Below are 25,401 nucleotides of genomic sequence, written 5' to 3' on the forward strand. Positions count from 1 at the left end.
CCGCTTTACAGCGGAGGTTTCCGCTGCATGATGGTAGCGCTCACGGGAGGGTAGAACGGCATGGCGGATCCGGTATTTCAAAATGGCACCTTTGTCGGTCGCGCCTGGCGAGCCGATGTCGGCGGCCCGTCGGTAGTTGTGATCCGTGACGGCGCGCTCTTCGACATCACCTCGAAGGCAGCGCCCACCATGCGCGACCTCCTCGAACACCCGGATCCCGTTGCGCACGTCCGCTCCACCCAGGGCGAGCGGCTTGTCGCTCTCGAGGATTGCCTCGGACAGAAGGCGGATCCGTCCGCCCTGCATCTCCTTGCGCCCTGCGATCTGCAGGCGGTGAAGGCCTGTGGTGTCACCTTCGCGCGCTCGATGATCGAGCGCGTCATCGAGGAGCGGGCGGCGGGCGATGCGTCGCGCGCCGAAACGATCCGCGCCCGCGTCACAGCCGTCATCGGCGACAGTCTGCGAAACCTGAAGCCCGGTTCGCCGGAGGCGGCCCGCGTCAAGGCAGCCCTCATCGAAGAGGGCGTCTGGTCGCAGTATCTGGAGGTCGGCATCGGCCCGGACGCGGAGGTCTTCACCAAGGCGCAGGTTCTCTCGGCGGTCGGCCCGGGCGCCGATGTCGGCCTGCACCCGGCCTCACGCTGGAACAATCCGGAGCCGGAGATCGTGCTCGCGGTTTCGTCGAGCGGTCAGGTGAGGGGTGCCACCCTCGGCAACGACGTCAACCTGCGCGACATCGAGGGGCGCTCGGCGCTGCTTCTCGGCAAGGCCAAGGACAACAACGCCTCATGCGCCGTCGGTCCCTTTATCCGCCTCTTCGATGAAACCTACGGGATCGACGATGTCCGCAAGGCCGAACTGACGCTCCTGGTCGAAGGCGAGGACGGCTACCGCCTGACCGGCCGCAGTTCGATGGCCGAAATCAGCCGCGACCCGCTCGACCTCGTCGCTCAGACGATTGGCCCGCACCACCAGTATCCTGATGGCCTGATGCTGTTCATGGGCACCCTCTTTGCGCCCGTCGAAGACCGCGACGAGCCCGGCCAGGGCTTCACCCACAAGCTCGGCGACGTGGTGACGATCGCCAGTGCCGAACTCGGGTCGCTGACCAACACGGTCAGGCTTTCGACCGAATGTGCGCCCTGGAGCTTTGGCGCAGCGGCGCTGATGCGCAATCTGGCAGGACGGCGGCTGCTGTAAGGAGCAAGCTCACGGCCGAACGCGTCTGCACGGTCACTATGTCATGTCCCGCATAACCCAGAGCGACCGACCCGCATGCGCAATGTCAGGCACGGCCCGTAGGCGCGCATCATCCCGGAGCCGTATGGCCTCCACCGTATCCATGGAAAAAACCCGCCCATCCGTCTCGTTGGCGTTTGGGGTAATCCACCAGCGCCGACCCTCCTGGCAAAGTCCGGCTTCCGGATGTTCCTGGATGTACTCGATCGCATAGGCTGCATCCGCTTTTCTATCGGTATCGAGCATAAGTCTTCCTCCGCCTGATCGTTTCGGGAGAGGTGTGATCATGCGCTTGTTTGGCCGAAGCCGCCAATGTCGACCTTAGCCACCTGATGAATAGCGTGCGGCTTTCGACCGAGTGCGTACCGACACCTACTTGGGGAAAGTGATTCCCTTACTTAGGTCCTCCAGATCGTACCTGTCGTCATGCGGCGTTCCGTTGATGTCCCCAGTGATCCTCACGTCTGCGATGCCGTTGTTTGTATCAGCCGAGAATTTGAGGCTTGTGTCCTTTTTGACGCTGCGCCCGACGATAGGTTCCAACTTGTCGTCCACGCAGTAGCTGCCGGGCAATTCGTCTATCATCGTTAAATTGTTGCAGTCCTGCTTAAATTTCACGGTTGAGGTGATCGACATGACATTCTCCGTTAGAGAGTCCGGCTAGTCGCGGTTTAGTCGGCGGTCGCGATGCGCCATCGATTGGGTGATCGCATATGAGGTCGGCGACCGCTTTCCGGGCAGGTTCGCGTCTAGAATGAGCGTCTGCGCATCGCCAAAGCTAGTCGCGATTTCAATCAACTCTGTCGATGCCCGAATGCGCCACATTTGATAGGATGCACCTGCGATCGAATCGAAGCCGCAACCGACCGCTGCTTCGGCCTTCGGGCCTGTCACGATGAAGATTCGATGCGAATCCAGTCTGTAGCAATGACCGTCGAATGCGTAGCCGTAGGCCAAGACGATAGAGTAGTCGCCCGCCTTGAGGCCGCCACCATCCTTAAACAGTTGGACCCGAAGCTCGGTACTATGGCCTTCACCGATATCGAACCTGCCGTAGTCATCGTTTGCGTTGAGCTTGACGCCGTAGAGAACAAGCTCGTCCGCTTTGTATCTGCCAGTTGCCGGTGCCGGTACATGTTCGTAGTCCATCTCGTTCTCCCTCTGTTTCACCAAAGAATTTCGCGCCATCGCATGCAATCTTCAAACTGTTCGACATAGGCTCGACCACGTCCCCGATCGGCGGCCGTCAAAAAGGCTTCCGCTGCCGCTTCGAAGGTGACGTCGTCGGGTTCCAGAAACCGCCAGGAGCGAACGACGCTCTCGCCGACGATGTCTCGGGCCTCTTCTAGGGCAGCCTTGCTGGCAAAGTGCTTCAGCTCGTAGTCCGCTCTTGATGGGCGCAACGTCGCTTCGATGAGCTCTGGCGCCAGTTGCTGGCGCAGGTTGCCGAACTGGCGAGGATCGAGGTCGGACAGTCCTCGCTCGAAGAGCAGTGTCTGATAGACCTCGACCAAGCAGTCGAAGAGCCCTCCGGCAAATGGCTTGGAATGATCGTGCACTTCATGGCTGACGTCGCCCGCGCGCAGCGAATTGTTGAAGGTGCGGATCTGCCTTTCGTCGCTGAGCTCGGCGAAGCGATCGAGTTCGTTGTTGATCAAAAGGTTGCCGCCGGTGCGGCGCAGGATGCGCTCCGCGGCTGTATCGAAATGCAGCAAGCCGAGCAGCGATGCGAAGTCGGCGACCGCTTCGTGATAGGCAAAAAACTCACTGCCGGCGCCGTCGCCCTCAAGCAGGCCCAGTTCGCTGAGAAGGATCAGGTGGCCCATCTCATGGGCGACGGAATCGAAATTGAGCGCGAATCGCGACGTCACTCTCGCAGGTTCGCTTTCCCCGAATTCCACAAAGCCGAAGCCCGATTGTGCGTTGTCCCAGTCGGCAATGTGCGGAATGATCTCCAGCCGGCTCAGGGTCGGTTCGAAGAACCATCTGATTTCGCGCCCGACATAGCCCTCGAAGATATCCAGCACGCGCCGTGCGCAGGCAAAGCTGTGTGTCGCCAGAAAGGCAGGCGAGTCCGGCGTGATGTAATCGAAATGTCCGTCAGCGTCCGGTTCCACCGGCGGGCAGAGTGCGCCGGCATAGGGCGGCAGGATAGGGTAGGCATAGGGCCTCTTGGTTTCGAGCGGATCGGCGACATACATGCGCCGGTCGGACGGGCCGGCCGTAATTCCGCCTGCCGAAGGGGCGAGCCAGACCACCTCGGGTTTCTCGTAACCTGGAATGTATGGGGGTTGCGGAAAGACAAGAAAGCGCGTTCCGAGACGCGGTGAAGCGGCTCTGCCCGGGTCGGCGTCGGACGTGTGAGCGGCGGCATCCATGTTGGCCTCTCTCGCGGTTTCAATATCACCTGTGATTGTAGAATTCGATTAACTTGTTCGTACTAATCCGCTCGGAATATTTCATCGAGCAGCTCAGCGTATTGAAGATCGTATGCAAAAGCCTCGGTCATCTCGAACGCGTTGCTCTTGTCCGGGCCTTTGCGCCGAAGTTTAAAGGTGGAGATCGCCTTTAGTAGTTCGATTGCGTCAAGTTTCTTCTGTCTCGGTAATCCGATTGCGAGATGACGTCTTAATCGCTCAATATCAGGGTCGTTGTTATTATTCCTGACACTGTCGAGGATGGTGCTGTAGCTGCGCTCGGAATAATGAAGCGATCGTGCCGCCTGTTCGAGTGCAACGCGCAGTTCGTGTGTGATGATGCCCCTTCGTTCAGACTGTTTCAGTGTCAGTCTGATGTCAATGAGGGCTTCGGTGAGAGCTCTTGAACCCAGTTCGGGCGGCGCCATCGCCACAGCGACGTCGGCGTCGTCGGCAAGCCTCGTGCGCCGATACCAACGGTAGACGAAGCCATAGCCGATCATTCCTTCGTCGCTGAGTTCCGCCGCGCGGACGGCGCCCATGCTGGATGCGCCGCAGACATACACGCCCTTTGCCAAGGCCCAGAGGATCTCCTTGTGCCGAACCGCCGGCCGCTGCGCAAACTCGCCATCGATGATCGCGATCACCGCTGGACGATGTTTCAGCACGGCGCGCACGACGTCCCCTTGCCCGGCTGGCGGAAGATAGGTCGCATCGAGCTGTGCTCGCGCCTCGGCGGCACTCAGCGTTGGTCCGAGGAAGACGATCGTTTCACTCCTCAATGCTCACCTCCAGGGGCGGGGCAACCACTCTGACCACATGCAGAGGGAGCGCTTCGTCCGAGAACAGGACCACGACGACGACCGCTTTGACACCAGCGGCGACCATCGCCTCGAGAATGGCCGGTAACGGGTTTTCGCCCCCGTGCGCAGGCTCATTTTCGGGAAAGGGCAGACCGCCGCGCGACAGGGTTTCGAACCAGGCGATCAGTTCGCTTCGTTCCGGTGGGGCGTAGAAGCGGCCAATCACGTCTTCCCGGGTCGCGGCGATGGCGCCGAGGCGCGACTGGCACGCCTCGAGAAGAGCCTTGGCAAGGGCGGGGTCATGATCGATGTCGCAGCCGAAGCCAGACGCCGGCAAGGGGGCCAGCGGAACCCGCGCCGGGTCTTCCATGACATGACACCAATAGGCGGGCAGGCCACTCGGGCTTGGTAACGCCCATACGCCCGCAGCCAGCCCCGCCTGGCGCAGCCGGCCAAGGATTTCGCCGGATTTGCCTCCGCCAATGGTGTCGACACCGATCTGGTAGCGGTCGAAGAAGTGCGGCCGCCGGGTGGCCAGATGATGCGCGTGGCGTTCGAGGATCTCAAGGCAGCCGTGAATCAGTGCCTGCTGCAGGCTCGTGCCTGCGGCAAGCCCGGTGGTGTTGCGTTGAAGCCAGTGCGGATGCGGAGAGGGGATGACGTAATTTGTGTCGACCGCCGCCAGCGGCACGGGCCGGAAAGAGCCGGAGATCAGATCCCAGCCTGAAATCCAGGCGAGATCGTTGCTGTCGGCCGGCGGCGTTGCAGCCGGATGGAGATGCGACCACATCCCGTCGGCATTCATGTCCGCAAGGCTGGCCCGCCACACGCGCTCCGCCGGTATGCGCTCCGATGCCCATCCTTCAAGCGATTCCATCAGGCCGGAGATGGCGGCTTGGGCATAGCTGAGGCCCTTGCCCTGATTGACCGAAACCGAGCGCGAGGCCGGGCGGACCACCTGCACGACCGGTATGCCGATCCGATCGAGCCCGGTTACCGATCCGAGGCGGGTGATCCCGAAATCCCGTCGGAGGGCGAGAATTTTCTCCACGGTTTGCCAGGTGTCGGGAGGGGCTGGGGAGGGGGCGTTCAGCACGCCCTCGAGCGATCGGTCCTGGAACGAAACGCTCGCCATCGCCGACTAGCCGAAGTGATGTCGCAAATCGTGCCCGGCGCGCTTGGCCAGCCATTCGGCGCCCTGCGTCTCGGCCGATTGCAAGGCATATCGCAGGTCGCGCCGTGCCCGCGCAGGAGCGTCGCCGAGCGCCAGCCGCAGATGCGCCCTTCGCCGGTAGAGCTCCGCAAGCCAGAACCATTGGCCGCTCTTGCGGCCAAGCGCGATGGCGTTCTCGATCGGGACGACCGCCGCTCCGGGATCTCCCATGCGTTCCAGGATCTCGGAGTGCATGTCGCTGTGGATCGACAGATTGTCGTCGGTCCCCGTGAGCTTTTGGAGGCGCAGCCCTTCCTCGAAGCGCGCAGCGCCCCGCTCCGGTGACGAGGCCATGGCTTCCGCCCAGCCGCAGTACATATTGGCGCGCGCCTGGCTCGCCACCAGGCCATTTTCGTCGGCGAGCGCCAGCATGCGTTCGCCGAGGCTGTGCACGTCTTCATATCGCTGCTGGCAGCGACGCAACACGATTCCGTAGTAGAGCGCATGCACCATGCTGCCGACATGCTCCGTCCTGTCGGCCCACTCCAGGCATTGCCGGATGGCCGCCTCGCTCGGTTCGTGTGCGTCCGTCAGAAGGTAGGACAAGGCGCTTTCGCCAAGGCCGCAGACCTTGGCGTCGTGGCCGCCGTAGAAGGCGCGATTGCGAAGCGCCCGTTCCGCGTCATATAGGGCGATGCCCTTGCCGACGCAGTCCAGGCAGTAGTCGTGATGGCCTGCATGGAAGCTCGTCGCCCAGCCGCAATGATAAGCTTGAAGCCGCGTTTCGGGATCCCGGGCGCCCTCCATGTCGCTCACCAGCACGCGCGCCCGCGATTGTTGCAGAGAAATGTTCGGAGCGGTGAACCACCAGCCCCAATAAAGCGGCAGGCGCTCTTCGCGGTTGGCGGAGCCGTCGCGCTTGAGCAGTGAAATGGCGCGCGCGTAGGTCCGGCGGGCCAGTTGCGACCCTTCGCCCTCGAGCGCCGTCGCCACGACGCCCTGAAGCTGCAGCAGGTCCAGCAGGAACGGACGGCGATCCACGTGCCGCCGCATCGCCGCAATCTCGCGGGCGCAAAGATCGAGCGACTGGCGGGCCTCGCGCATCGCCGATCGCAGGACGCACGCCTCCGCCGCCTTCATTGCAAATTGCGCCGCCTGGAGATGGAGGCCAGCTTCGGCGCATTGCCAGGCGGCCACGGCTGGCGGCACGCTCGGCACGTCCTCCTCGCTTAGCAATTGGGCGATGCGTTTGTGGAACCTGCGCCGGTCGGTGCGAAGCAGGCTGCCATAGGTCGCCTCGTGCTGCAGCACGTGGCGGAACTGGAAGGCGTCGTTGGATGTGGCGCCTTGTTCGATCACGCCATGCGCGACGAGTGCGGCAAGGTCCGCTTCGAGCGAGGCTGCCGCTGCGCCATCGAGCAGCCGATTGAGCAGGCTGACGCTGAACTCCCTGCCGATGACGCTTGCCAGTTGGGCAACGCGGCGCGCGCTTCCAACCTTCGCGAGCTTGACGGCTAGGAGATCGTTCAGCGACGAAACGCCTTCTTCGACGAGCAGCTTCGTCCAGCTGGCGGCGGCAGGCGCGACGGAATGCCGGCTGCGAAGCAGAAGCGCGAGCTCCTTGGCATAAAGCGGCAGTCCGTCGCATTGCTGCAGAATGAAGGACACTAGGCCTGCGGGTGGCGCGCCGCCCCATACGGAGGCGACTAGGCTCTTCATCGCCGCGGTTCCGAGGCCTTGGAGGGGCAGGCTTTCGGCGGCTGCAACCGCCGTCGGTCCACGCGAGGTCTGGACCACGAGAACCGGACGATGGCGAGCGTGGCTCACCAGGTGCTCGAGCATCGTCAGGGTCATGCTGTCGGCCCAGTGCACGTCCTCGATCACGATGAGCTTGGCCGCCTCGCCGGCGCACAGGATCTGCACGGCCGCCCGGATGACATCCTTTCGGAACGCCTCGCCGGAGAGATCGGCAACCTGGATATTGCCGGCCTTGCGTCGCGAATCGCCGCCGGTAAACGTGGCGATCGCGCGCGCCGCGCGCTCATCGACGGGAAGCCCTATGCCGTGCAGGGCCTCCCGCAGTTGCGGTGCGTTGCCGCGCTGCAGGACATCCTTTCCCACGCTTGCTTCCAGAAAGCCGATCAGCGGCTGCATGGGCTCGCCGGTCATCCGTGCATCGCATTGCAGAAGAATATCGGCATCGTTTTCGCGCCCGAGCGAGCGGCGCAGTTCGGCGACGAGCCGGGACTTGCCGATACCGGCTTCCCCGGTGACGGCGACCGATCTGCCGGCGCCGCTGCTTGCGGCGTTCCACTCGATTGTGAGCCGCGCCAGTTCTTTCTCGCGCCCGCCCATCGGCGCGCCGCGCGCCGGGTTCGACCGGTCGCGGAGAGATCCGGGGCTTCTGGCAAGAGGCTGCCACAGCGCCGACGGTTCAGAGAAGCCCTTGAGAGCGGCGTCGCGCAAGAAAGTATAGTCGAACCTGTTTCGAGTGAGCTGGTAGGTTGCCTCGGCAACAAGGACCGTATCAGGCTGCGCTTCCGCCTGAAGCCGCGCCGCCAGTATCGGTGCGGTGCCGACAATATCCTTGCCGTCGGAGGAGAGGACGACGACGCTGGTTGCGACGCCGACGCGCAACTTGAAGGGTACCGTGCGCGGGCGGTGGCTTTGCCGGGTCGCCATCTCAATGAGCTCCAGAGCCGCCTGGACGGCCATTTCGGCTGCGTCCTCGACCTGCGCCGGATAGCCGAAGTAGCCGCATCCGCCGTCGCCAAGCCGCCGGCTAAGATTGCCCCCATGGCGGCGAATGATGTCTTCCGAACTGTTGTGGAGACTGGCGATGGAGCGGAGGTATTTCTCCGGGTCGTTGCTGAGCAACAGCTCGGTCGAACCGACGATATCGTAGAAAACCGCCGTCACCTGGCGCCTTTCGCCGCCGAGCTGAATTTGCGAATCGGACCCCTTCATTCTCGCCATCGCCCAACGTCAGCCGAGTTGACCACATCCCACTCCATTTGCCACGCATAGGCAAGCGACCATGGGGCAGAATATCCTAATATTCCTACCTCAGAGGTGACGGAGCTTACGGTGGGCAGGGATTTCGGCGCCGTATCGGGCCGCCAATGATGTCAAAGCGACATCCAGCGCGATCTGAAAATCAAGGATTTAAAGAGAGAAGATTGGCTGGGGAACCTGGATTCGAACCAGGACTAACGGAGTCAGAGTCCGTGGGTCTACCGTTAACCTATTCCCCAAAGCCGCCGTCGGAGCGAAGCCCGTCGGTGTGGTTGGCGGGCTTATAAACAAATCGGCGGCTGATGCAAATACCTTTTGCAAAAAAAATCGCGGCTGAAGTGAGATCGCAGCCATCGAGGGTGGCCGGAACAGGGACCCAGGTGCTCAACCCGGTGTGTTTGCTGGGTTCGGGCGCCCGACGCCTTTGTTGTGCACAAGCCGGTTCTCAAAAAAAGTTTGGCGAATGGGGGTTGCGCTGGTACAGTCGCGCCAACGAAAAATCGAGAGAGCGCCTTGAGCGGCCCTAAGGCCTTGCGCGGCGCCATGGTTGAAACAAGTGAAAGACCCCGATCACGGCGATAAGCCGTCCGAATCCGGGGCGTCGGCAGCAGGCCGCAGTGATGGATCGAAGCTCGGTCCGCGCAACGGCAAGGGCAAGCGTAAACGACGCAAGTCGTCTGCTTCGCCGTCTGCAATTGCCAGCCAGTCCGGCGCAGCCGGTTTGGCAGGGCGTCCCGCAGGAGAGAACGAAACGGAGCCGGCGCGCAAGCGCAAGCGGCGGCGTCGTTCGAAATCAGCAAAACAGCAGGCTCAGGCCGGATCCGCGTCGCAAAGCAGCGGCGTTCAGGTCGTCGATGCGTCGCTTGGCGAACGCAAGGGCCACAAGCGCAGCAAGAAGGCCAAGCACCGCCGCGGGCTCCAGGGGCGCCCGCTGACGAGCGGCGAGCGCCAGCCGGCGCAGCAGCGTGGCGCCGATGGCGGCGGCAATGCGCGGCAGACTTCTGCCGCCGGCGGCGGTCAGGCGGGCGCACAGCCGCGTTCGGGCAATCGCGGCGAACAACCGCGTGCACCCTATATCGCTGCTAGCGAACCGCCCGCGCCGCTCTATGCCGCACTTGATCTCGGCACCAACAATTGCCGTCTGTTGATCGCTCAGCCGACCCGTCCCGGCCAGTTCCGGGTGGTCGACGCCTTCTCGCGCATCGTCCGTCTCGGCGAAGGGCTCGGTGCCAGCGGCCGGCTGTCGGACGAGGCGATGGAGCGTGCCGTCGAGGCGCTGAAGATCTGCGCGTCGAAGCTCGGCGCCCGTACCATTCGCCGCAGCCGCCTGATTGCGACGGAGGCTGCCCGCGCGGCTGAAAACGGTGAAAGCTTCCTTGAGCGGGTTGCGAGCGAAACCGGTCTCGATCTCGAAATCATCAACCGCGAAACCGAGGCACGGCTTGCCGTTTCCGGCTGCTCGTCGCTGGTGGATCGCGAGACGCGCTCGGTCGTGCTCTTCGATATCGGCGGCGGCTCGTCCGAGATCGCCGTCATCCGCATCGGTGATTCGCGCTCGAACCGGCTCGCCAACCACATCACCCACTGGACCTCGCTGCCGGTCGGCGTCGTGACGCTTTCGGAGCGCCATGGCGGCCAGCATGTGACGCCGGCAAGCTTCGAGGCGATGGTGCAGGAAGTGGAAGGCATGCTTTCCCGCTTCGACAGCCCGCCTGTCGAAGCTCTGGCGAACGGCACGTCGGGCAGCGGTTTCCACCTGATCGGCACGTCAGGCACGGTGACGACGCTTGCCGGCGTGCATCTCGACTTGCCGCGCTATGATCGCCGCCGCGTCGATGGCCTGTGGCTGACGGACGACGAAGTCTCGGCCATGCAGGCGCGGCTTCTCTCCTGGGATTTCGACGCGCGCGCCGCCAATCCCTGCATCGGCCCTGATCGCGCCGATCTGGTGCTTGCCGGCTGCGCCATCCTCGAAGCGATCCGCCGGCGCTGGCCGTCGACCCGCATGCGGGTTGCCGATCGTGGCCTGCGCGAAGGCCTGCTCACCGATATGATGGCGGACGACGGCGCCTGGCGCCGCTCGCGGCCGCGCCGCCACCAGCGCGGTTCCAATGCCTCCGGCAGCCACGAAGGAAACAAACCATGACGAAACCCCCCGTCGGCGCCAACCGTAGCGGCCGCAAGCTTGGCCAGAAGGTCAAGAAGGGCAAGCTCAAGGCATCCTCCCGCCGCTGGATCGAGCGCCACATCAACGACCCCTATGTGCAGCGGGCGCAGCTCGAGGGCTACCGCGCCCGCGCGGCGTTCAAGCTCCTGGAGATCGACGAGAAGCACAAGATCCTGAGCGGCGCGCGCCGCATCATCGACTTGGGCGCTGCCCCCGGCAGCTGGTCGCAGATTGCCGCCAAGGTCACCAACTCCACCGATACCGATCCGCGCGTTGCGGCGATCGACTTCCTCGAGGTCGACCCTCTTCCGGGCGTGCGCATTCTTCAGATGGATTTTCTCGATCCGGAAGCGCCGGGCAAGCTGATGGAAGCGATCGGCGGAACACCTGATCTGGTGATCTCCGACATGGCGGCGCCGACGACCGGCCACCGCCAGACCGACCACCTGCGCACCATGCATCTGTGCGAGGTCGCGGCCTATTTCGCCGTCGACGTGCTGGCCAAGGGCGGGCACTTCCTGGCGAAGACCTTCCAGGGCGGCACCGAGCGCGAGCTGCTCAACATGCTCAAGCAGAATTTCCGTCAGGTCATCCATGTGAAGCCGGCCTCCTCGCGCGCCGAATCGGTCGAGATGTTCCTGCTTGCCAAGGATTTCAAGGGGCGCCAGCAGGCCGGCAGCGAAACGGAAACCGAAGACGAAGCGGCCAAATAACATGCTGCTTTACGTCACCGTCGGCAGCAACGATCTGACACGCGCCGGTGCGTTCTACGATGCGGTAATGCCGACCCTTGGCTACCACCGGCAGCGCCGGGACGAGACCGAGATCGGCTATGGCGCTGAGGGCGATCGCATCCGCTTTTGGGTTGTGACGCCCTTCGACCGCGCGCCTGCCACCTATGGCAATGGCGTGAGCATCGCGCTTGCCGCCGAGACCCGCGCCGCCGTCGACGCTTTTCATGCCGCAGCCCTTGCCAATGGCGGCACGGACGAGGGTGCGCCGGGCCTACGCCCGTTTCACGCAAATTTTTATGGTGCCTGGGTTCGCGATCACGACGGCAACAAGATCGCCGCCGTCTGCGAGCGGCCGGAGTAACCTGCCGCTTGGGCGCCGAGTTTCCAACGATTTCCTGATGGCGAAAGCACGCAGGCGCCACGGGGCCAGGCCGGCTTGTGCCGATCGGCCGCACTCCTGATCGCCCTCCAAAACCCGGTCCCCCCAAAGACGGCGCATCGTGGTTAATCGGCCATTAACCAGTTGAGTGCAACTCTGGTGTTACTATCTGGTCCATTAGGACCTCCTAAGGTTTAAAATTCACCGAGCGCTGGCTGCCGATCGACGATTGGCGACGGGTCGAGCACGTGCCCGGTTGGCTGCATGTGGAAGTACCTGGATGTCGATGATTTCGCTTGCCGTTCGGCTCAGAAGCCGCGCGCATTTTTCCGTCAAGAGGAATGGTGCCGGCAAGCCGGGGGTGATCATCGGCACCAGCGCCGGCCGCAGGAACCAGGCGCGGCAGCGGGTGGGGATCCTGATCGCCGGCTTTGCCGTCGTCTTTCTCGTCGTCGGCGGGCGGCTGGTTCAATATGGCCTGTCGGCGCCGGCCGAAACCGCGTCGATCGGCGGCAGCGGCCATGTCATCGCCTCTCGCCCGGATATCGTCGACCGCAACGGCCATCTCTTGGCGACCGATCTCAACACGATGTCGCTCTATGCGGAACCGCGCAAGATCGTCGACGCCGACGAGGTCGTCGAGAAGCTCGCGACCGTGATCCCCAATCTCGATTGGCGCGATACGCACCGCAAGCTCCAGTCCGGATCGGCATTCCAGTGGCTGCGACGCCAGCTCACGCCGAAGCAGCAGTCGGACATTCTGGCGCTCGGCATACCCGGCATCGGCTTCCGCCCGGAAAAGCGCCGTTTCTATCCCGGCGGCGTCACCGCTTCGCACATCCTCGGTCACGTCAATGTCGACAACCAGGGGCTGGCCGGCATCGAGCGCTATCTCGACCAGCAGGGCTTTGCCGATCTGCGGGCCGCTGGCCTTACCAGCAACGCCTCGCTCGAGCCTGTGCGGCTGTCGATCGATCTGCGCGTCCAGAACATCGTGCGCGAAGTGGTCGCCAACGCGATGACCGACTATGAGGCCGAGGCGGCCGGCGCTGTGGTTCTCGATGCAGAGACCGGTGAGGTGCTCGCCATGGCCTCGGTACCCGACTACGATCCGAACGAACCCTCGCGAACCTTGCCTGGCGGCGGCGTCGACAAGGAGTACGAAAAGGGCTGGTTCAACCGGATGAGCAACGCCACGTTCGAGATGGGCTCGACCTTCAAGAGCTTCACGCTGGCGATGGGCCTCGACGCGGGCAAGGTCAACCTGAACTCGGTCGTCGACGCGTCGCGGCCGATCCGCATGGGTGGCTTCACCATCAAGGACTTCAAGGGCAAGAACCGTCCGCTATCGATCCCGGAGGTCTTCCAGTACTCCTCCAACATCGGCACCGCGGCGGTTGCCGACATGGTCGGGATCGAAGGTCACCAGCAGTTCCTGACGAAGATGGGCCTCCTGTCCCGCATGCAAACCGAAATGCCGGGGGTCGCCATCCCGACCCAACCGCGCACGTGGAAGAAGATCAATTCAGTGACGATCTCCTTCGGTCACGGCGTGGCGACCACGCCGTTGCAGACGGCCGTCGCCGCCGCGGCGCTGATGAATGGCGGACACCTGATCCCGCCGACCTTCCTGCCGCGCTCGCCGGAGGAAACGAAGTTCGTCTCGCAAAGGGTGATCAAGGAAACGACCAGCGCCGACATGCGCTTCCTCTACAACTGGAACGGCGTGAAGGGCTCCGGCAGGCGGGCGCAGGTGGAAGGCTTCCATGTCGGCGGCAAGACCGGCACGGCCGACAAGGTCATCAACGGCCGCTATGCCAAGGACATCAACTTCAACGCCTTCCTTGCGGCCTTCCCGATGGATAAGCCCAAATACATCGTGCTGTCGATCATCGACGCGCCGAAAACCGGAGAAAACGGCGGGCGGACGGCCGCGGCCAACGCCGCTCCGATGGTCAAGTCGATCATCGGTCGGTCTGCGCCGCTCCTTGGGGTGAAGCCCCGGTTTGGAGACCTGGGCGCCGAACAGTGGCTGGCCAACTACTAAGGCCGGCACCGTTGCTGGGAAGGCACCGTCGATCAGTCGGTGCCCAAGGGATCATTTCCCCGCAGCCGTCTCGACTTCGCGCGCCGGCAGCCGGTGTCCCGACACGGAGGAGCCGGCGTTCTTCGCCATGGTGAGGAACGGGATCGCCGCGATCAGGTTGGCGGCGGCGATGATCATGAAAGCGGTGTGGAAATCGTCGAGCTGCAACGGGCCGCCGCTGAGCTTCGTCTCGATTTCGAGGATCGCGCCGGCGACCGCAACGCCGAGCGCCAGGCTGATCTGTTGCAGCACCGCGCTCATCGAGGTCGCCTTGCTGGCATCCGCATCGTCGATATCGGCAAAAGACAGCGCGTTGACGCTGGTGAAGAAGAACGAGCGCGCAAAGCCGGCGATCAGGAGGATAGTGATCAGCACCAGATAGGGCGTCTCCGGCGTGAAGAAGCCGTTGGCGAAGGTGGTGATCGCCGCAATGATCGCAGCGATGATGAGCGTGGTACGGAAGCCGGCAAAGGCCAGAACGCGCCGCGCGTAGAACTTCGTGGTAATCGCGCCGACCGCGCCGATGAACGTGATGAGGCCGGACTGGAACGGATTGAGGCCGAACCCCACCTGCAGCATCAGCGGCATCAGGAAGGGAACGGCGCCGACCGAGATGCGGAAGATCGTGCCGCCGATCGAAGCGGCGCGAAAGGCGTTGTCGCGGAAGAGCTTCAGGTCGAGGACCGGGGCCGGATGACGCCGCGCATGGCGGATGTAGAGCAGGGCCGAAACAAGGCCGATCGCTACCGAGGCGATGCCGACAACGGGGGGCAGGGCAGGCAGGCTGATCACCGACAGGCCGAAGACGATGCCGGAGGCAGCAATCCCGCCGAGCAGGAAGCCCAGCACGTCGACCGGCGGCGGATCGAGCGGCTCCATCTTCGGCAGGTAGATGCCCGACAGGATGTAGCCGGCGATGCCCACGGGCACGTTGATCAGGAAGATCCAGTGCCAGGAGAAGTAGGTGGTGATGAAGCCACCGAGCGGCGGTCCGGCAAGCGGACCCACGAGCGCGGGGATCGTCAACAGTGCCATGGCCGACACCAGTTCGCTGCGCGGTGTCCCGCGAACCAGCACGAGGCGAGCGACCGGCGTCATCATCGCGCCGCCCATTCCCTGCAGGAACCGGGAGAAGACGAAGGCGGGCAGGCTGTTCGAAATGGCGCAGAAGATCGATCCGGCAATGAAGACCAGGATCGCCGCGCGAAAGATCCTCTTGGCGCCGAAGCGGTCGGCCATCCAGCCGCTCAAGGGGATGAAGATCGCCAGCGCCACCATGTAAGCGGTCAGCGCCAACTTCAGCGTGATCGGCCCGACGCCGATGTCGCGGGCGATTGCCGGCAGCGACGTGGAAATCACGGTCGAGTCCATCTGCTCCATGAAAAGAGCGACGGCAAGGATCATCGGGACGATACGGTTCATGAAACGATGCTTCGGACGGTCAGCGATAAGCAGAAGCTAATAATGCCGGTCATGGCTTTTGTCGGGGCAAAACCGGTGATTGCGGATCAAAAGCCTGTGATCCCGACTGGCCTTTGCTGTCAAGACGCTAGTTCTGGCCGAGTTGCCGCCGATGGCAACGGATCCAACAGAAAGCGGAAACGAACCATGAGTGAAATGTCGATGAAGCGCAGGACCTTGATGGGAGCGGGAACGCTCGGCGTGCTCGCAGCGCCCTCGCTGATGACGGGCATTGCAGTCGCTCAGGAAAAATCGGAAAACACCGGCATGAAAGCCAGCCCTCCGACAAGAATGCTCAAGCTTGGCGCGTTCAAGATCGTTGTCGTCAATGACGGCACTCGCGTCAGCGACAAGCCGCACGAGACCTACGGCACCAACCAGCCGCAACAGGCGGTGGCCGAACTGCTGCAGCAGAACTTCCTGCCGACCGATGCGCTGCTCAACAGCTATTCGCCGGTTCTTGTCGATACCGGATCGGACCTCGTGCTCTTCGATACCGGCATGGGCGAGGGCGGTCGGGAGACCGGCGCTGGCCGCCTGCTCGACGGGATCCGCGCTGCCGGCTATTCGCCGGAGCAGGTCTCGGTTGTCGTGGTAACCCATATGCATGGCGATCACATCGGCGGCCTCATGGAGGCCGAAAAACCGGCCTTCGCCAATGCCCGCTATGTGATGGGCGAAGTCGAATACGCCTTCTGGAAAGATCCGGCGCGCGCCGGCACGCCAGCAGAAAACGGTCACAAGGCCGTGCTGGAAAAGGTCGTGCCGCTTGCGGAAAAGACCACCTTCATCGGCGACGGTGCCGCGGTCGTTCCGGGCATTTCGGCCATTGCCGCCTTCGGCCATTCGCCGGGGCACATGGTGTTCCGTCTCGATTCCGACGGCAAAGCGCTGATGCTGACGGCCGATACCGCCAACCACTATGTGTTGTCGCTGCAGCGGCCGGACTGGGAAGTGCGCTTCGACATGGACAAGGCGAAGGCAGCAGAGACGCGCCGCCGGGTGTTCGACATGATCGCCAGCGAACGGCTGCCCTTTATCGGCTACCACATGCCGTTTCCTGCGGTCGGTTTCGTCGAGAAGCAGGGCGAGGGTTACCGTTTCGTGCCTGCAAGCTATCAGCTCGATATCTGATCGGTTGCCGCGCCTCTTCGCGCGAAATTGCTGCTCTGCAACAAATATCGGCCGACGGCGGGACATTTCCCGGCTTTGGCTATTTTCATCCTGACATATCCGTGTTACGAGCCCTCGCCAACTTCCAAGACACGCTTTGAAGTCGCCCGGTGGACAAATCGCAGCCCGTCCCCGGGGATTTTCGCTATTTGAAGGGAATTGGCCATGGCGCGCATCATCGAAACGGCAACTGGTCTGGAGGCTTTGACCTTCGACGACGTCCTGCTCCTGCCCGGGCATTCCGAAGTCATGCCGGGTCAGACCAACATCGCGACCACCATTGCCCAGGACATCGACCTGAACCTGCCGATCCTGTCGTCGGCCATGGACACGGTGACCGAAGGGCGTCTCGCAATCGCCATGGCGCAGGCCGGCGGCATCGGCGTCATCCACCGCAACCTGACGCCGGCCGAGCAGGCCGAAGAGGTTCGCCAGGTCAAAAAGTTCGAAAGCGGCATGGTCGTCAATCCGGTGACCATCGGTCCCGACGCCAAGCTCGCCGATGCGCTCGGCCTGATGAAGCAGCATGGCATTTCCGGCATCCCGGTCGTTGAAAACGGCGGTGCCGGTGGCCAGAAGCAGGGCCGCCTCGTCGGTATCCTCACCAACCGCGACGTTCGTTTCGCCTCTGATCCGAACCAGAAGATCCACGAACTCATGACCCATGAGAACCTGGTCACGGTCAAGGAAAGCGTCGACCAGCAGGAAGCGAAGCGCCTGCTGCACGCCCATCGCATCGAAAAGCTGCTCGTGGTCGACGGCGACGGCCGTTGCGTCGGTCTCATCACCGTAAAGGATATCGAGAAGGCACAGCTGAACCCGAACGCCTCCAAGGATGCGCAGGGCCGCCTTCGTGCCGCCGCCGCCATCTCGGTCGGCGATGACGGCTTTGAGCGCGCCGAGCGACTGATCGATGCCGGCGTCGACCTGATCGTCGTCGACACCGCCCATGGTCACTCGCAGCGCGTTCTCGACGCGGTCGCCCGCGTCAAGAAACTCTCGAACTCGGTTCGCATCATGGCCGGCAACGTCGCGACTGCCTCCGGCACCAAGGCGTTGATCGATGCCGGTGCGGATGCGGTCAAGGTCGGTATCGGCCCGGGCTCGATCTGCACCACGCGCATCGTCGCCGGTGTCGGCGTGCCGCAGCTCGCTGCGATCATGGGCGCCGTCGAAGCCGCCCAGGCGGCCGGCATTCCTGTCATCGCCGATGGCGGCATCAAGTTCTCTGGCGACCTTGCCAAGGCGATCGCCGCCGGTGCTTCGGCCGTCATGATCGGCTCGCTGCTTGCCGGCACCGATGAAAGCCCGGGCGAAGTGTTCCTCTACCAGGGCCGCTCCTTCAAGGCCTATCGCGGCATGGGCTCCGTTGGCGCCATGGCGCGCGGCTCGGCGGACCGCTACTTCCAGGCGGAAGTGCGCGACACGCTGAAGCTGGTTCCCGAGGGCATCGAAGGCCAGGTCCCCTACAAGGGTCCGGTCGCAGGCGTCCTGCACCAGCTCGCGGGCGGCCTCAAGGCCTCCATGGGTTATGTCGGCGGCCCGACGATCAAGGAATACCAGGAGCGCGCCCAGTTCGTGCGCATCTCCGGCGCGGGCCTGCGCGAAAGCCACGCCCATGACGTGACGATCACTCGCGAAAGCCCGAACTACCCGGGCGCGCACTGATTGCGATTGCATTCGAAGGGCGCCGCGCCATCGCGCGGCGCCCTTCGCTATTTCAGAGTAAGCGTGTTTGAGGGAGTAGCGTAATGACGGGTTTCGAGATTTTCTGGCCGATCGTGGCTCATGTCTTCCTCGTCTTCTGCCTCTATGCTCTTCTCTCCTTCCGCCGGATGGGCCTGGTGCGCGCCGGTAAGGCGAATGCCGGCCAGTTTCGCGAAAACCGTGACGAGCCGGGCGAAAGCCTGGTGGTGAAGAACAGCATCGCCAACCAGTTCGAGCTGCCGGTTCTCTTCTACCTCTGCTGCGTGCTGCTCTACATCACCGAGGCCGACAACATCGTCTCCCTCGCTCTTGCCTGGCTCTTCGTTGCCCTGCGCTATGTGCACGCCTTCGTGCATGTCACCAGCAATCGCCTCCGCTACCGGCGCCCGCTGTTCATGGGCGGTGTTGCAACGCTGTTTGCGATGTGGGTGTGGCTTGCCGTCTGGATGGCGATGAGCTGATCCGGATAGGCGCACCGCCATTCTGACGCAGATCTGAGACAGTCTGCGCCTTCATCTTCCCGTCTTGATGCGTATCAATTACCCGATGCCGCTTTTGCGCGTAGTCTCTCCGGCGTTGGGCAACAACGCATCGGAGGACGAGATGACCGCAACGATGAAAGCCGCCGTGGTGCGCGAATTCGGCAAGCCGCTGGTAATCGAGGATGTGCCGATACCGGAGCCGGGTCCCGGCCAGGTGCTGATCAAATACGAGGCGACGGGCGTCTGCCACACGGACCTGCACGCCGCCAACGGCGACTGGCCAGTCAAGCCGAAGCCGCCCTTCATCCCCGGACATGAAGGCGTCGGCTATGTCGCCAAGCTCGGCAGCGGCGTTGCGCGGCTGAAGGAAGGCGACCGCGTCGGCGTTCCGTGGCTGCACACCGCCTGCGGCGGCTGCACGCCTTGCCGCACCGGATGGGAAACGCTCTGCGGCAGCCAGCAGAACACCGGTTATTCCGTCAACGGCACGTTTGCGCAATACGGCCTCGCGGATCCTGACTTCGTCGGCCGCCTGCCGGCAAAGCTCGAATTCGGGCCCGCGGCCCCCATCCTTTGCGCCGGCGTCACCGTCTACAAGGGCTTGAAGGAAACCGAAGTGCGTCCGGGCGAATGGGCGCTGATCTCGGGCATCGGCGGACTCGGGCACATGGCGGTGCAATATGCCAAGGCCATGGGCATGCATGTCGCCGCCGTCGATATCTTCCCGGACAAGCTGGAGCTTGCCCGAAAACTCGGTGCCGACCTCGTCGTCGATGCGCGCGACAAGGATGCGGTCGAGCAGGTGCGAGATGCGACCGGGGGCGTGCATGGTGCCCTGGTGACGGCCGTCGCGCCCAAGGCGATGGAGCAGGCCTTCAACATGCTCCGCTCCAAGGGAACCATGGCGCTGGTCGGCCTGCCGCCCGGCCAGATGTGCCTGCCAATCTTCGATACGGTTCTGAAGCGCATCACCATCCGCGGCTCGATCGTCGGGACGCGGCAGGATCTGGAGGAATCGCTCGAGTTCGCCGGTGAAGGCAAGGTCGCCTCGCACTTCACCTGGGACAAGATCGAGAACATCAACGCCATCTTCAAGCGCATGGAGGAAGGCAAGATCGACGGTCGCATCGTGCTCGACCTCAACGGCTGATCGGTGTGCGTGGGACCCTCGACCTGTGAGGGCGAAAGGAAACACGCGGCAGTAACGCAAGTTTGTATGTTCCAGACCGCCCGCCGACCTATTCTGTCGCGGGCGGTTCTGTCTGCCGCCGCGGGAGATAAGAACCGAAGGAGGCTGGCATGCAGGAACCGAAAATCACGCAGGCGATGATCGACGCCTATGACGAGTACACGCATCTGACCCTCGATCGCCGTCGCTTCATGGAAAAGCTCACCGGTCTCGCCGGTTCCGCGGCTGCGGCCGCGGCGATCGCGCCGCTGCTGGCGGCCAATGGTGCCAAGGCGGAGATCGTGGCTGCAAACGACACCCGGGTGACCGGCGAGGACATCACCTATCCCGGCGCTGCCGGCGATATGAAAGGCTATCTCGTTCGTCCGGCAGAGGTGAGCGGCAAGCTGCCGGCGGTCATCGTCATCCATGAGAACCGCGGGCTGAACCCGCATATCCGCGACGTCGCGCGGCGCATGGCGCTCGAAGGCTTCCTGGCGCTGGCGCCGGATTTCCTGTCGCCTGCGGGCGGCACGCCGACGGACGAGGACAAGGCGCGCGAAATGATCGGTGCGCTCGATGCGGCGGCAACGACCGCGAATGCGGCGGCGACCGTGGCGTTTCTGGAAGGACACGCGCAATCGACCGGCAAGGTCGGCGCCATCGGCTTCTGCTGGGGCGGCGGTCTCGTCAACCGGCTCGCGGTCGGATCCCCGGATCTGAAGGCTGGCGTCGCCTATTATGGTGCGCAGCCCAAGGCCGAGGACGTGCCGAAGATCAAGGCGGCGCTGCTGCTGCACTATGCAGGCCTCGACGAACGCATCAATGCCGGCATCGACGCCTATCAGAAGGCGCTGAAAGACAACGGCAAGGACGCGACGATCTATGTCTATGACGGCGTCAACCACGCCTTCAACAACGACACCTCGGCAGCGCGGTATGACAAGGCCGCGGCCGATCTCGCCTGGAGCCGGACGGTCGAGTTCCTGAAGGCCAAGCTCGCCTGAGCGCTGCTACGCTCAGGCCGCTGCCGCCTGGAGAATATCGTCGGCGCAGCCGCTGATCGCCGCTGCGAGCGCTTCCATGTCGCGCTCGCGCGGGCTGCTGCGCCGCCAGATAAGCCCGATCTCGCGCGCCGGTTCAGGCGCGGCGAAGGGTACGATGCGGATGGAGTTGCGCGCCGCCTCGGTCGCGATCGCGATCTCGGGGATGAGCGTCATGCCCATGCCGTTGGCGACCATCTGCAGGAGCGTCGTCATCGAGGTCGCGCCGAACGAGACGAGACGGCGCTTGCCGGCCGTGCTGCAGACGGCGAGCGCCTGATCGCGCAGGCAATGGCCCTCTTCGAGCAGGAGCAACTGTTCGACATCCACCTGGTCTTCAGTCAGCGGCGACATCAGGATGTTTCGCTCGTCGTCCGCCATTGCCATGTAGAAGCGGTCGGAAAAGAGCGGCTTCGTCGAAAGTCCGTCGGCCTCGATCGGCAAGGCGGCGACGACGGCGTCGAGCAGGCCCTCGCCGAGATCGGCGACCAGTCTTGATGTCACCGATTCCTTCAGTTCGATCTCGATTGCCGGGTAGACCTGGCGCAGGTGCGGCACCAGCCGCGGCACGAGGTAGGGGGCAAGCGTCGGGATGACGCCGATGCGGATCCGCCCTTCGAGCGTGCCGGAACTGGCGCGCGCGCTCAACTCCAGCTGATCCACCTCAGAGAGGATGGCGCGGGTACGGGCCAAAACCTCTTCGCCCTTGCGGGTCAAGAGAACGCCGCTGCGGCTGCGCTCCACCAGCTTCACGCCCAAGTGGTTCTCCATTTCCATGATCTGGGCGGAGAGCGCCGGCTGGCTGACATGGACGAGTTCGGCCGCCTTGCCGAAGTGGCGAGCGGAGGCGAGCGCATCGAAATAGCGCATCTGTCTGAGTGTAAGCATGATAGGAAAATCTTATCGATTTTTAATTTTTATGCAATTGGAGATTATCGAAGCGCCGTGGGAAAAACCTCTTGCCAGAGCGTTCGGGCTTTGATCGCCGCGCAGTTTGCGGCCGGCAGTCGCCACGGCTGCCGTCGGTCCTGTGCGACCACCCGGACGCGAAACCTTTGACAGGAGGACGCGATGTCTGATCGACCCATATTGACGACGAGTGCCGGAGCCCCGGTGCCGGACAACCAGAATTCGCTGACGGCCGGCCCGCGCGGCGGCGTCATGATGCAGGACTATCAGCTTATCGAGAAGCTGTCGCATCAAAACCGCGAGCGCATTCCCGAGCGCGCCGTACACGCCAAGGGTTGGGGCGCCTATGGCACGCTGAAGATCACCGGCGACATCTCGAAATACACCAAGGCCAAGGTTTTGCAGCCCGGCGCCGAGACGCCGATGCTGGCGCGGTTCTCGACTGTTGCCGGTGAACTGGGTGCTGCCGACGCCGAGCGCGACGTGCGCGGCTTCGCGCTGAAATTCTATACGCCCGAGGGCAATTGGGACCTCGTCGGCAACAACACGCCGATCTTCTTCGTTCGCGACGCTTACAAGTTCCCGGACTTCATCCACACCCAGAAGCGCCACCCGAAGACCAACCTGCGTTCGGCGACCGCGATGTGGGATTTCTGGTCGCTGTCGCCGGAAAGCCTGCATCAGGTCACGATCCTGATGTCAGATCGCGGATGTCCGGTGTCGCCGCTGCACATGAACGGCTACGGCTCGCACACCTTCTCGTTCTGGAACGACGCCGGCGAGCGCTATTGGGTCAAGTTCCACTTCAAGACCCAGCACGGCCACAAGCACTACACCAACGCCGAGGCGGCAGACGTGATCGGCCGGACGCGCGAAAGCTACCAGGAAGCGCTCTATGGCGCGATCGAAGAGGGTAACTATCCGCGTTGGACGCTGCAGGTGCAGATCATGCCCGAGCTCGAAGCCGAGAAGACGGCCTATGATCCCTACGACGTCACCAAGGTCTGGCCGCATGCAGACTATCCGCCGATCGAGGTCGGCGTGCTGGAGCTCAATCGTAACCCGGAGAACTATTTCGCCGAGGTCGAGAACGCCGCCTTCTCGCCGTCCAACATCGTGCCCGGCATCGGCTTTTCGCCGGACAAGATGCTGCAGGCCCGGTTGTTCTCCTATGCCGACGCCCACCGCTACCGGCTCGGAACGCATTACGAGCACATTCCGGTCAACCGGCCGAAATGCCCGGTGCATCACTATCACCGCGATGGCCAGATGAACACGTTCGGCGGCATTCAGACCGGCAATCCGAGTGCCTATTACGAGCCGAATTCGTTCAACGGCCCGGTCGAGCAGCCCTCCGCGATGGAACCGCCGCTACGCATCAGCGGCGACATGGCCCGCTACGACCACCGCGAAGGCAACGACGACTACGTCCAGCCGCGTGCGCTCTTCAACCTCTTCGATGCCGGCCAGAAGGCGCGCCTGTTCTCCAACATCGCCGCGGCGATGGGCGGCGTGCCGGGGCCGATCGTCGAGCGCCAGCTTGCGCACTTCAAGCGCGTCCACCCGGACTATGAGGCCGGTGTGCGCGCCGCCCTTCACGCGGCCCACGGCTACGAAGCCGACGCTGTCGGCGCGGCAGCCGAATAGACTCGGTATCGAGTCGGCCGCGTGCTGATCTCTGGACAAAAAAAGGCCACGCACCGGCTTGGTGCGTGGCCTTTTCCGCTTTCTGCAGCTCTTACCAGCCCGGCAGCATATGGCTCTGCCGGAGGCGCGGATAACGCGGGAAGCCCTTGATGTCGGCCTCGAGGTCGTCGTTGGCGCTGATCGGCGTGATGTTGTCGAGGCAGGCGGTGATGTGGTTGCTGATCGCGTTCGAAAGCGAGGGCGAAAGGCCCGGACGCTTCATGATGCCGATCTGCACCGGCGCCAAGGCCGGGAAGCCGTCCGCAAGCGTCAGCACCTTCATGCCGGGACGAAGCGCCGATTCCGGCAGGACAGAGACGGCCATGCCGGCCAGCACCGCGGCGGCGACGACCGTCGACGACCAGCTGGTGAACAGGATCTGGTACTCCCGACCCGTCGCATCGAGCGCGGCGCAGGCCGCCTGGCGCCACAGACAGTCGCGCCGGCCGACAGCAAGCGGGATCGGTGCGTTCTCGGGCAGCGGGTGGTTGATCGAGCTCACCCAGCAGAGTGGTTCGGTCCGCACCACGTCCGACGCGCGGGCACGCGGATTGTGCGTGACGAGCGCGATGTCGAGGTCGCCCTTGGCCATCTTCTCGGCGAGGTCCACGGAGGGCTCGCAGATGATGTAAAGCTCGACATTCGGATGCGTCTTGGCAAAACGCATGATGATCTCGGGCATGTAGCGGTCGGCATAGTCGTCGGGCGTGCCGATCCGGAGCGTGCCTTCGAGGCGATTGTCGTCGAAGGAAGCGATCGCCTCGTTGTTGAGGCGGATCATCCGGCGCGCGAAATTGAGCAGCCGGTCGCCTTCGACTGTCAGCCGGTTGCCGCGGCCGTCCTTCATGAACAGCGCCTTGCCGATGCGCTCTTCCAGGCGGCGCATCTGCATGGAAACGGCGGATTGGGTCTTGAAGACCCGGTCGGCCGCCTTGGTGAAGCTGCCCGTGTCGGCGATCGCGACAAAGGTCTGGAGCTGATCGATATCAAGGGGTGCGGACATGGCCGTAATGCATCCATAAGATTGTTTGATGAATATCATTAAAAACATTCGTTGGACTGATCAATAAGGATTTGCGATCTATCGGAAGCAAATTCATCGATCCCCGGCCGGCAATTTCGCCGGCGAATCCCAAACTCTTTGGCCCGCCCCTGCGTTTGATCTCCCCGCAGGGGATGGGCCTCTTCGTGCCTGAAAGGAGAAATTGTCATGCGCACGACACAGCACGCCCTCGATCTCGACCTCGTTGCCGGAACGCAGTCCTATGCCTCCCGCGCCGTCGGCGTGACAGGCATGCTAACGTCCGTATGGCAGCTCCTCCGAAATCGCTATGCGATCGGCCGTCTGAACGACCTGGATGACCGCCAGCTCCTCGACATGGGGCTGAAACGCGAAGATGTGCGCGAGGCGATTACCTCGCCCTTCTTCGACAATCCGGCGAGTTACCTGACACGCGCGTCGCGAAACCGGGCGAGCCTCTTCTACAAAGGGGCCCGCCACGACTGATCGTCCCCAATGGCGCATCCCGCCGCTTGAGATGTGCCAGTCGAGCATGATCCGCGAAAGCCTGCCGCCGCCGCGGGTCATGCTGCGAAATTCGGTGCCGCTGACCTCAACGGTCGCGCGCCCAAACGTTCCCCGCAGGGTAGAGCCAATAGACCCTGCCGCTTGGCCCGGTGCATGACCAAGACATGCACCGGGCCTTTTTCTTTCCGAAGCTGTTCGAAACAACGCGCTGACGCCCACACGCGCGGGCGATCGCTGCGTCCGATGGAGGC

22 protein-coding genes and 1 tRNA gene are annotated in these 25,401 nt (G+C 63.5%); 12 read left to right on the plus strand and 11 right to left on the minus strand.

The window, feature by feature from the left end; all coding sequences use genetic code 11:
- Window positions 1-60: 60 nt before the first annotated feature.
- Window positions 61-1,200 (plus strand): fumarylacetoacetate hydrolase family protein, encoded by a 1,140-nt coding sequence (locus AC3WVQ_RS01975; RefSeq protein WP_034800872.1) that lies wholly within the window; start codon window positions 61-63, stop codon window positions 1,198-1,200.
- A gap of 36 nt (window positions 1,201-1,236) precedes the next feature.
- Here the strand turns inward: AC3WVQ_RS01975 and AC3WVQ_RS01980 are convergent, their stop codons facing one another.
- From AC3WVQ_RS01980 to AC3WVQ_RS02015, 8 genes are all read right to left on the minus strand, one after another.
- The gene (locus AC3WVQ_RS01980) at window positions 1,237-1,485 is read right to left on the minus strand and encodes a hypothetical protein (protein WP_034800874.1); all 249 of its coding nucleotides are present in this window, start codon (window positions 1,483-1,485) and stop codon (window positions 1,237-1,239) included.
- Between the two features lie 126 nt (window positions 1,486-1,611).
- Window positions 1,612-1,875, minus strand: a complete 264-nt coding sequence (locus AC3WVQ_RS01985; RefSeq protein WP_034800877.1) for a hypothetical protein — start codon at window positions 1,873-1,875, stop codon at window positions 1,612-1,614.
- A gap of 24 nt (window positions 1,876-1,899) precedes the next feature.
- On the minus strand, window positions 1,900-2,388 hold the full coding sequence (locus AC3WVQ_RS01990) for a hypothetical protein (protein ID WP_034800879.1): 489 nt from the start codon (window positions 2,386-2,388) through the stop codon (window positions 1,900-1,902).
- Between the two features lie 17 nt (window positions 2,389-2,405).
- Window positions 2,406-3,617, minus strand: coding sequence for a gluzincin family metallopeptidase (locus tag AC3WVQ_RS01995; protein WP_110818515.1), 1,212 nt, complete (start codon window positions 3,615-3,617; stop codon window positions 2,406-2,408).
- A gap of 62 nt (window positions 3,618-3,679) precedes the next feature.
- The gene (locus AC3WVQ_RS02000; RefSeq protein ID WP_034800884.1) at window positions 3,680-4,438 is read right to left on the minus strand and encodes a TfuA-like protein; all 759 of its coding nucleotides are present in this window, start codon (window positions 4,436-4,438) and stop codon (window positions 3,680-3,682) included.
- The gene (locus tag AC3WVQ_RS02005; RefSeq protein WP_110818514.1) at window positions 4,428-5,594 is read right to left on the minus strand and encodes a YcaO-like family protein; all 1,167 of its coding nucleotides are present in this window, start codon (window positions 5,592-5,594) and stop codon (window positions 4,428-4,430) included. Before AC3WVQ_RS02005 ends, AC3WVQ_RS02000 begins: the two co-directional genes overlap by 11 nt.
- A 6-nt stretch (window positions 5,595-5,600) precedes the next feature.
- On the minus strand, window positions 5,601-8,579 hold the full coding sequence (locus AC3WVQ_RS02010; protein ID WP_110818513.1) for an ATP-binding protein: 2,979 nt from the start codon (window positions 8,577-8,579) through the stop codon (window positions 5,601-5,603).
- A gap of 213 nt (window positions 8,580-8,792) precedes the next feature.
- A tRNA-Gln gene (locus AC3WVQ_RS02015) sits at window positions 8,793-8,866 on the minus strand.
- 317 nt (window positions 8,867-9,183) lie between these two features.
- Between AC3WVQ_RS02015 and AC3WVQ_RS02020 the strand changes: the two genes are divergently transcribed.
- The 4 genes from AC3WVQ_RS02020 (at window position 9,184) to AC3WVQ_RS02035 (ending at window position 13,954) form a co-directional block, all read left to right on the plus strand.
- The gene (locus AC3WVQ_RS02020; protein WP_060516471.1) at window positions 9,184-10,773 is read left to right on the plus strand and encodes a Ppx/GppA phosphatase family protein; all 1,590 of its coding nucleotides are present in this window, start codon (window positions 9,184-9,186) and stop codon (window positions 10,771-10,773) included.
- On the plus strand, window positions 10,770-11,507 hold the full coding sequence (locus AC3WVQ_RS02025; protein ID WP_034800892.1) for an RlmE family RNA methyltransferase: 738 nt from the start codon (window positions 10,770-10,772) through the stop codon (window positions 11,505-11,507). Before AC3WVQ_RS02020 ends, AC3WVQ_RS02025 begins: the two co-directional genes overlap by 4 nt.
- A gap of 1 nt (window position 11,508) precedes the next feature.
- A complete protein-coding gene (locus AC3WVQ_RS02030; protein WP_090294905.1) occupies window positions 11,509-11,889 on the plus strand; it encodes a VOC family protein in 381 nt (126 codons plus the stop codon).
- Window positions 11,890-12,187: 298 nt separating this feature from the next.
- Entirely contained in the window at window positions 12,188-13,954 is a 1,767-nt protein-coding gene (locus tag AC3WVQ_RS02035; RefSeq protein ID WP_034800896.1) for a peptidoglycan D,D-transpeptidase FtsI family protein, read from the plus strand.
- 51 nt (window positions 13,955-14,005) lie between these two features.
- Here the strand turns inward: AC3WVQ_RS02035 and AC3WVQ_RS02040 are convergent, their stop codons facing one another.
- Entirely contained in the window at window positions 14,006-15,415 is a 1,410-nt protein-coding gene (locus AC3WVQ_RS02040) for a DHA2 family efflux MFS transporter permease subunit (protein ID WP_034800899.1), read from the minus strand.
- 186 nt (window positions 15,416-15,601) lie between these two features.
- Here AC3WVQ_RS02040 and AC3WVQ_RS02045 point away from each other — a divergent pair, with 186 nt between their 5' ends.
- The 5 genes from AC3WVQ_RS02045 to AC3WVQ_RS02065 all read left to right on the plus strand — a co-directional run bounded on the left by AC3WVQ_RS02045 (window position 15,602) and on the right by AC3WVQ_RS02065 (window position 20,991).
- Window positions 15,602-16,588: an MBL fold metallo-hydrolase gene (locus tag AC3WVQ_RS02045; RefSeq protein ID WP_244546717.1), complete on the plus strand. Its 987-nt coding sequence runs from the start codon at window positions 15,602-15,604 to the stop codon at window positions 16,586-16,588.
- 204 nt (window positions 16,589-16,792) lie between these two features.
- Window positions 16,793-18,295, plus strand: a complete 1,503-nt coding sequence (gene guaB / locus AC3WVQ_RS02050) for an IMP dehydrogenase (protein WP_034800902.1) — start codon at window positions 16,793-16,795, stop codon at window positions 18,293-18,295.
- 83 nt (window positions 18,296-18,378) lie between these two features.
- A complete protein-coding gene (locus AC3WVQ_RS02055; RefSeq protein ID WP_090294904.1) occupies window positions 18,379-18,795 on the plus strand; it encodes an MAPEG family protein in 417 nt (138 codons plus the stop codon).
- Between the two features lie 142 nt (window positions 18,796-18,937).
- Window positions 18,938-19,966: an alcohol dehydrogenase AdhP gene (adhP, locus tag AC3WVQ_RS02060; protein WP_060602043.1), complete on the plus strand. Its 1,029-nt coding sequence runs from the start codon at window positions 18,938-18,940 to the stop codon at window positions 19,964-19,966.
- A gap of 149 nt (window positions 19,967-20,115) precedes the next feature.
- Window positions 20,116-20,991, plus strand: a complete 876-nt coding sequence (locus tag AC3WVQ_RS02065) for a dienelactone hydrolase family protein (protein WP_034800909.1) — start codon at window positions 20,116-20,118, stop codon at window positions 20,989-20,991.
- Between the two features lie 12 nt (window positions 20,992-21,003).
- On the opposite strand, the gene AC3WVQ_RS02070 is transcribed toward AC3WVQ_RS02065, so the two are convergent.
- A complete protein-coding gene (locus tag AC3WVQ_RS02070; RefSeq protein ID WP_060602049.1) occupies window positions 21,004-21,915 on the minus strand; it encodes a hydrogen peroxide-inducible genes activator in 912 nt (303 codons plus the stop codon).
- Between the two features lie 183 nt (window positions 21,916-22,098).
- Between AC3WVQ_RS02070 and katA the strand changes: the two genes are divergently transcribed.
- The gene (gene katA / locus AC3WVQ_RS02075) at window positions 22,099-23,583 is read left to right on the plus strand and encodes a catalase KatA (protein ID WP_090294900.1); all 1,485 of its coding nucleotides are present in this window, start codon (window positions 22,099-22,101) and stop codon (window positions 23,581-23,583) included.
- A 91-nt stretch (window positions 23,584-23,674) separates the two neighbouring features.
- On the opposite strand, the gene AC3WVQ_RS02080 is transcribed toward katA, so the two are convergent.
- Window positions 23,675-24,625 carry a LysR substrate-binding domain-containing protein gene (locus AC3WVQ_RS02080; protein ID WP_034800917.1) on the minus strand — a complete coding sequence of 317 codons (951 nt, stop codon included), beginning with the start codon at window positions 24,623-24,625 and terminating at the stop codon, window positions 23,675-23,677.
- A gap of 207 nt (window positions 24,626-24,832) precedes the next feature.
- Here AC3WVQ_RS02080 and AC3WVQ_RS02085 point away from each other — a divergent pair, with 207 nt between their 5' ends.
- Window positions 24,833-25,129 carry a DUF1127 domain-containing protein gene (locus tag AC3WVQ_RS02085; RefSeq protein WP_034800920.1) on the plus strand — a complete coding sequence of 99 codons (297 nt, stop codon included), beginning with the start codon at window positions 24,833-24,835 and terminating at the stop codon, window positions 25,127-25,129.
- The last annotated feature ends 272 nt before the right edge of the window (window positions 25,130-25,401 follow it).

Source organism: Ensifer sp. EB106-05-01-XG146, from assembly GCF_058791875.1.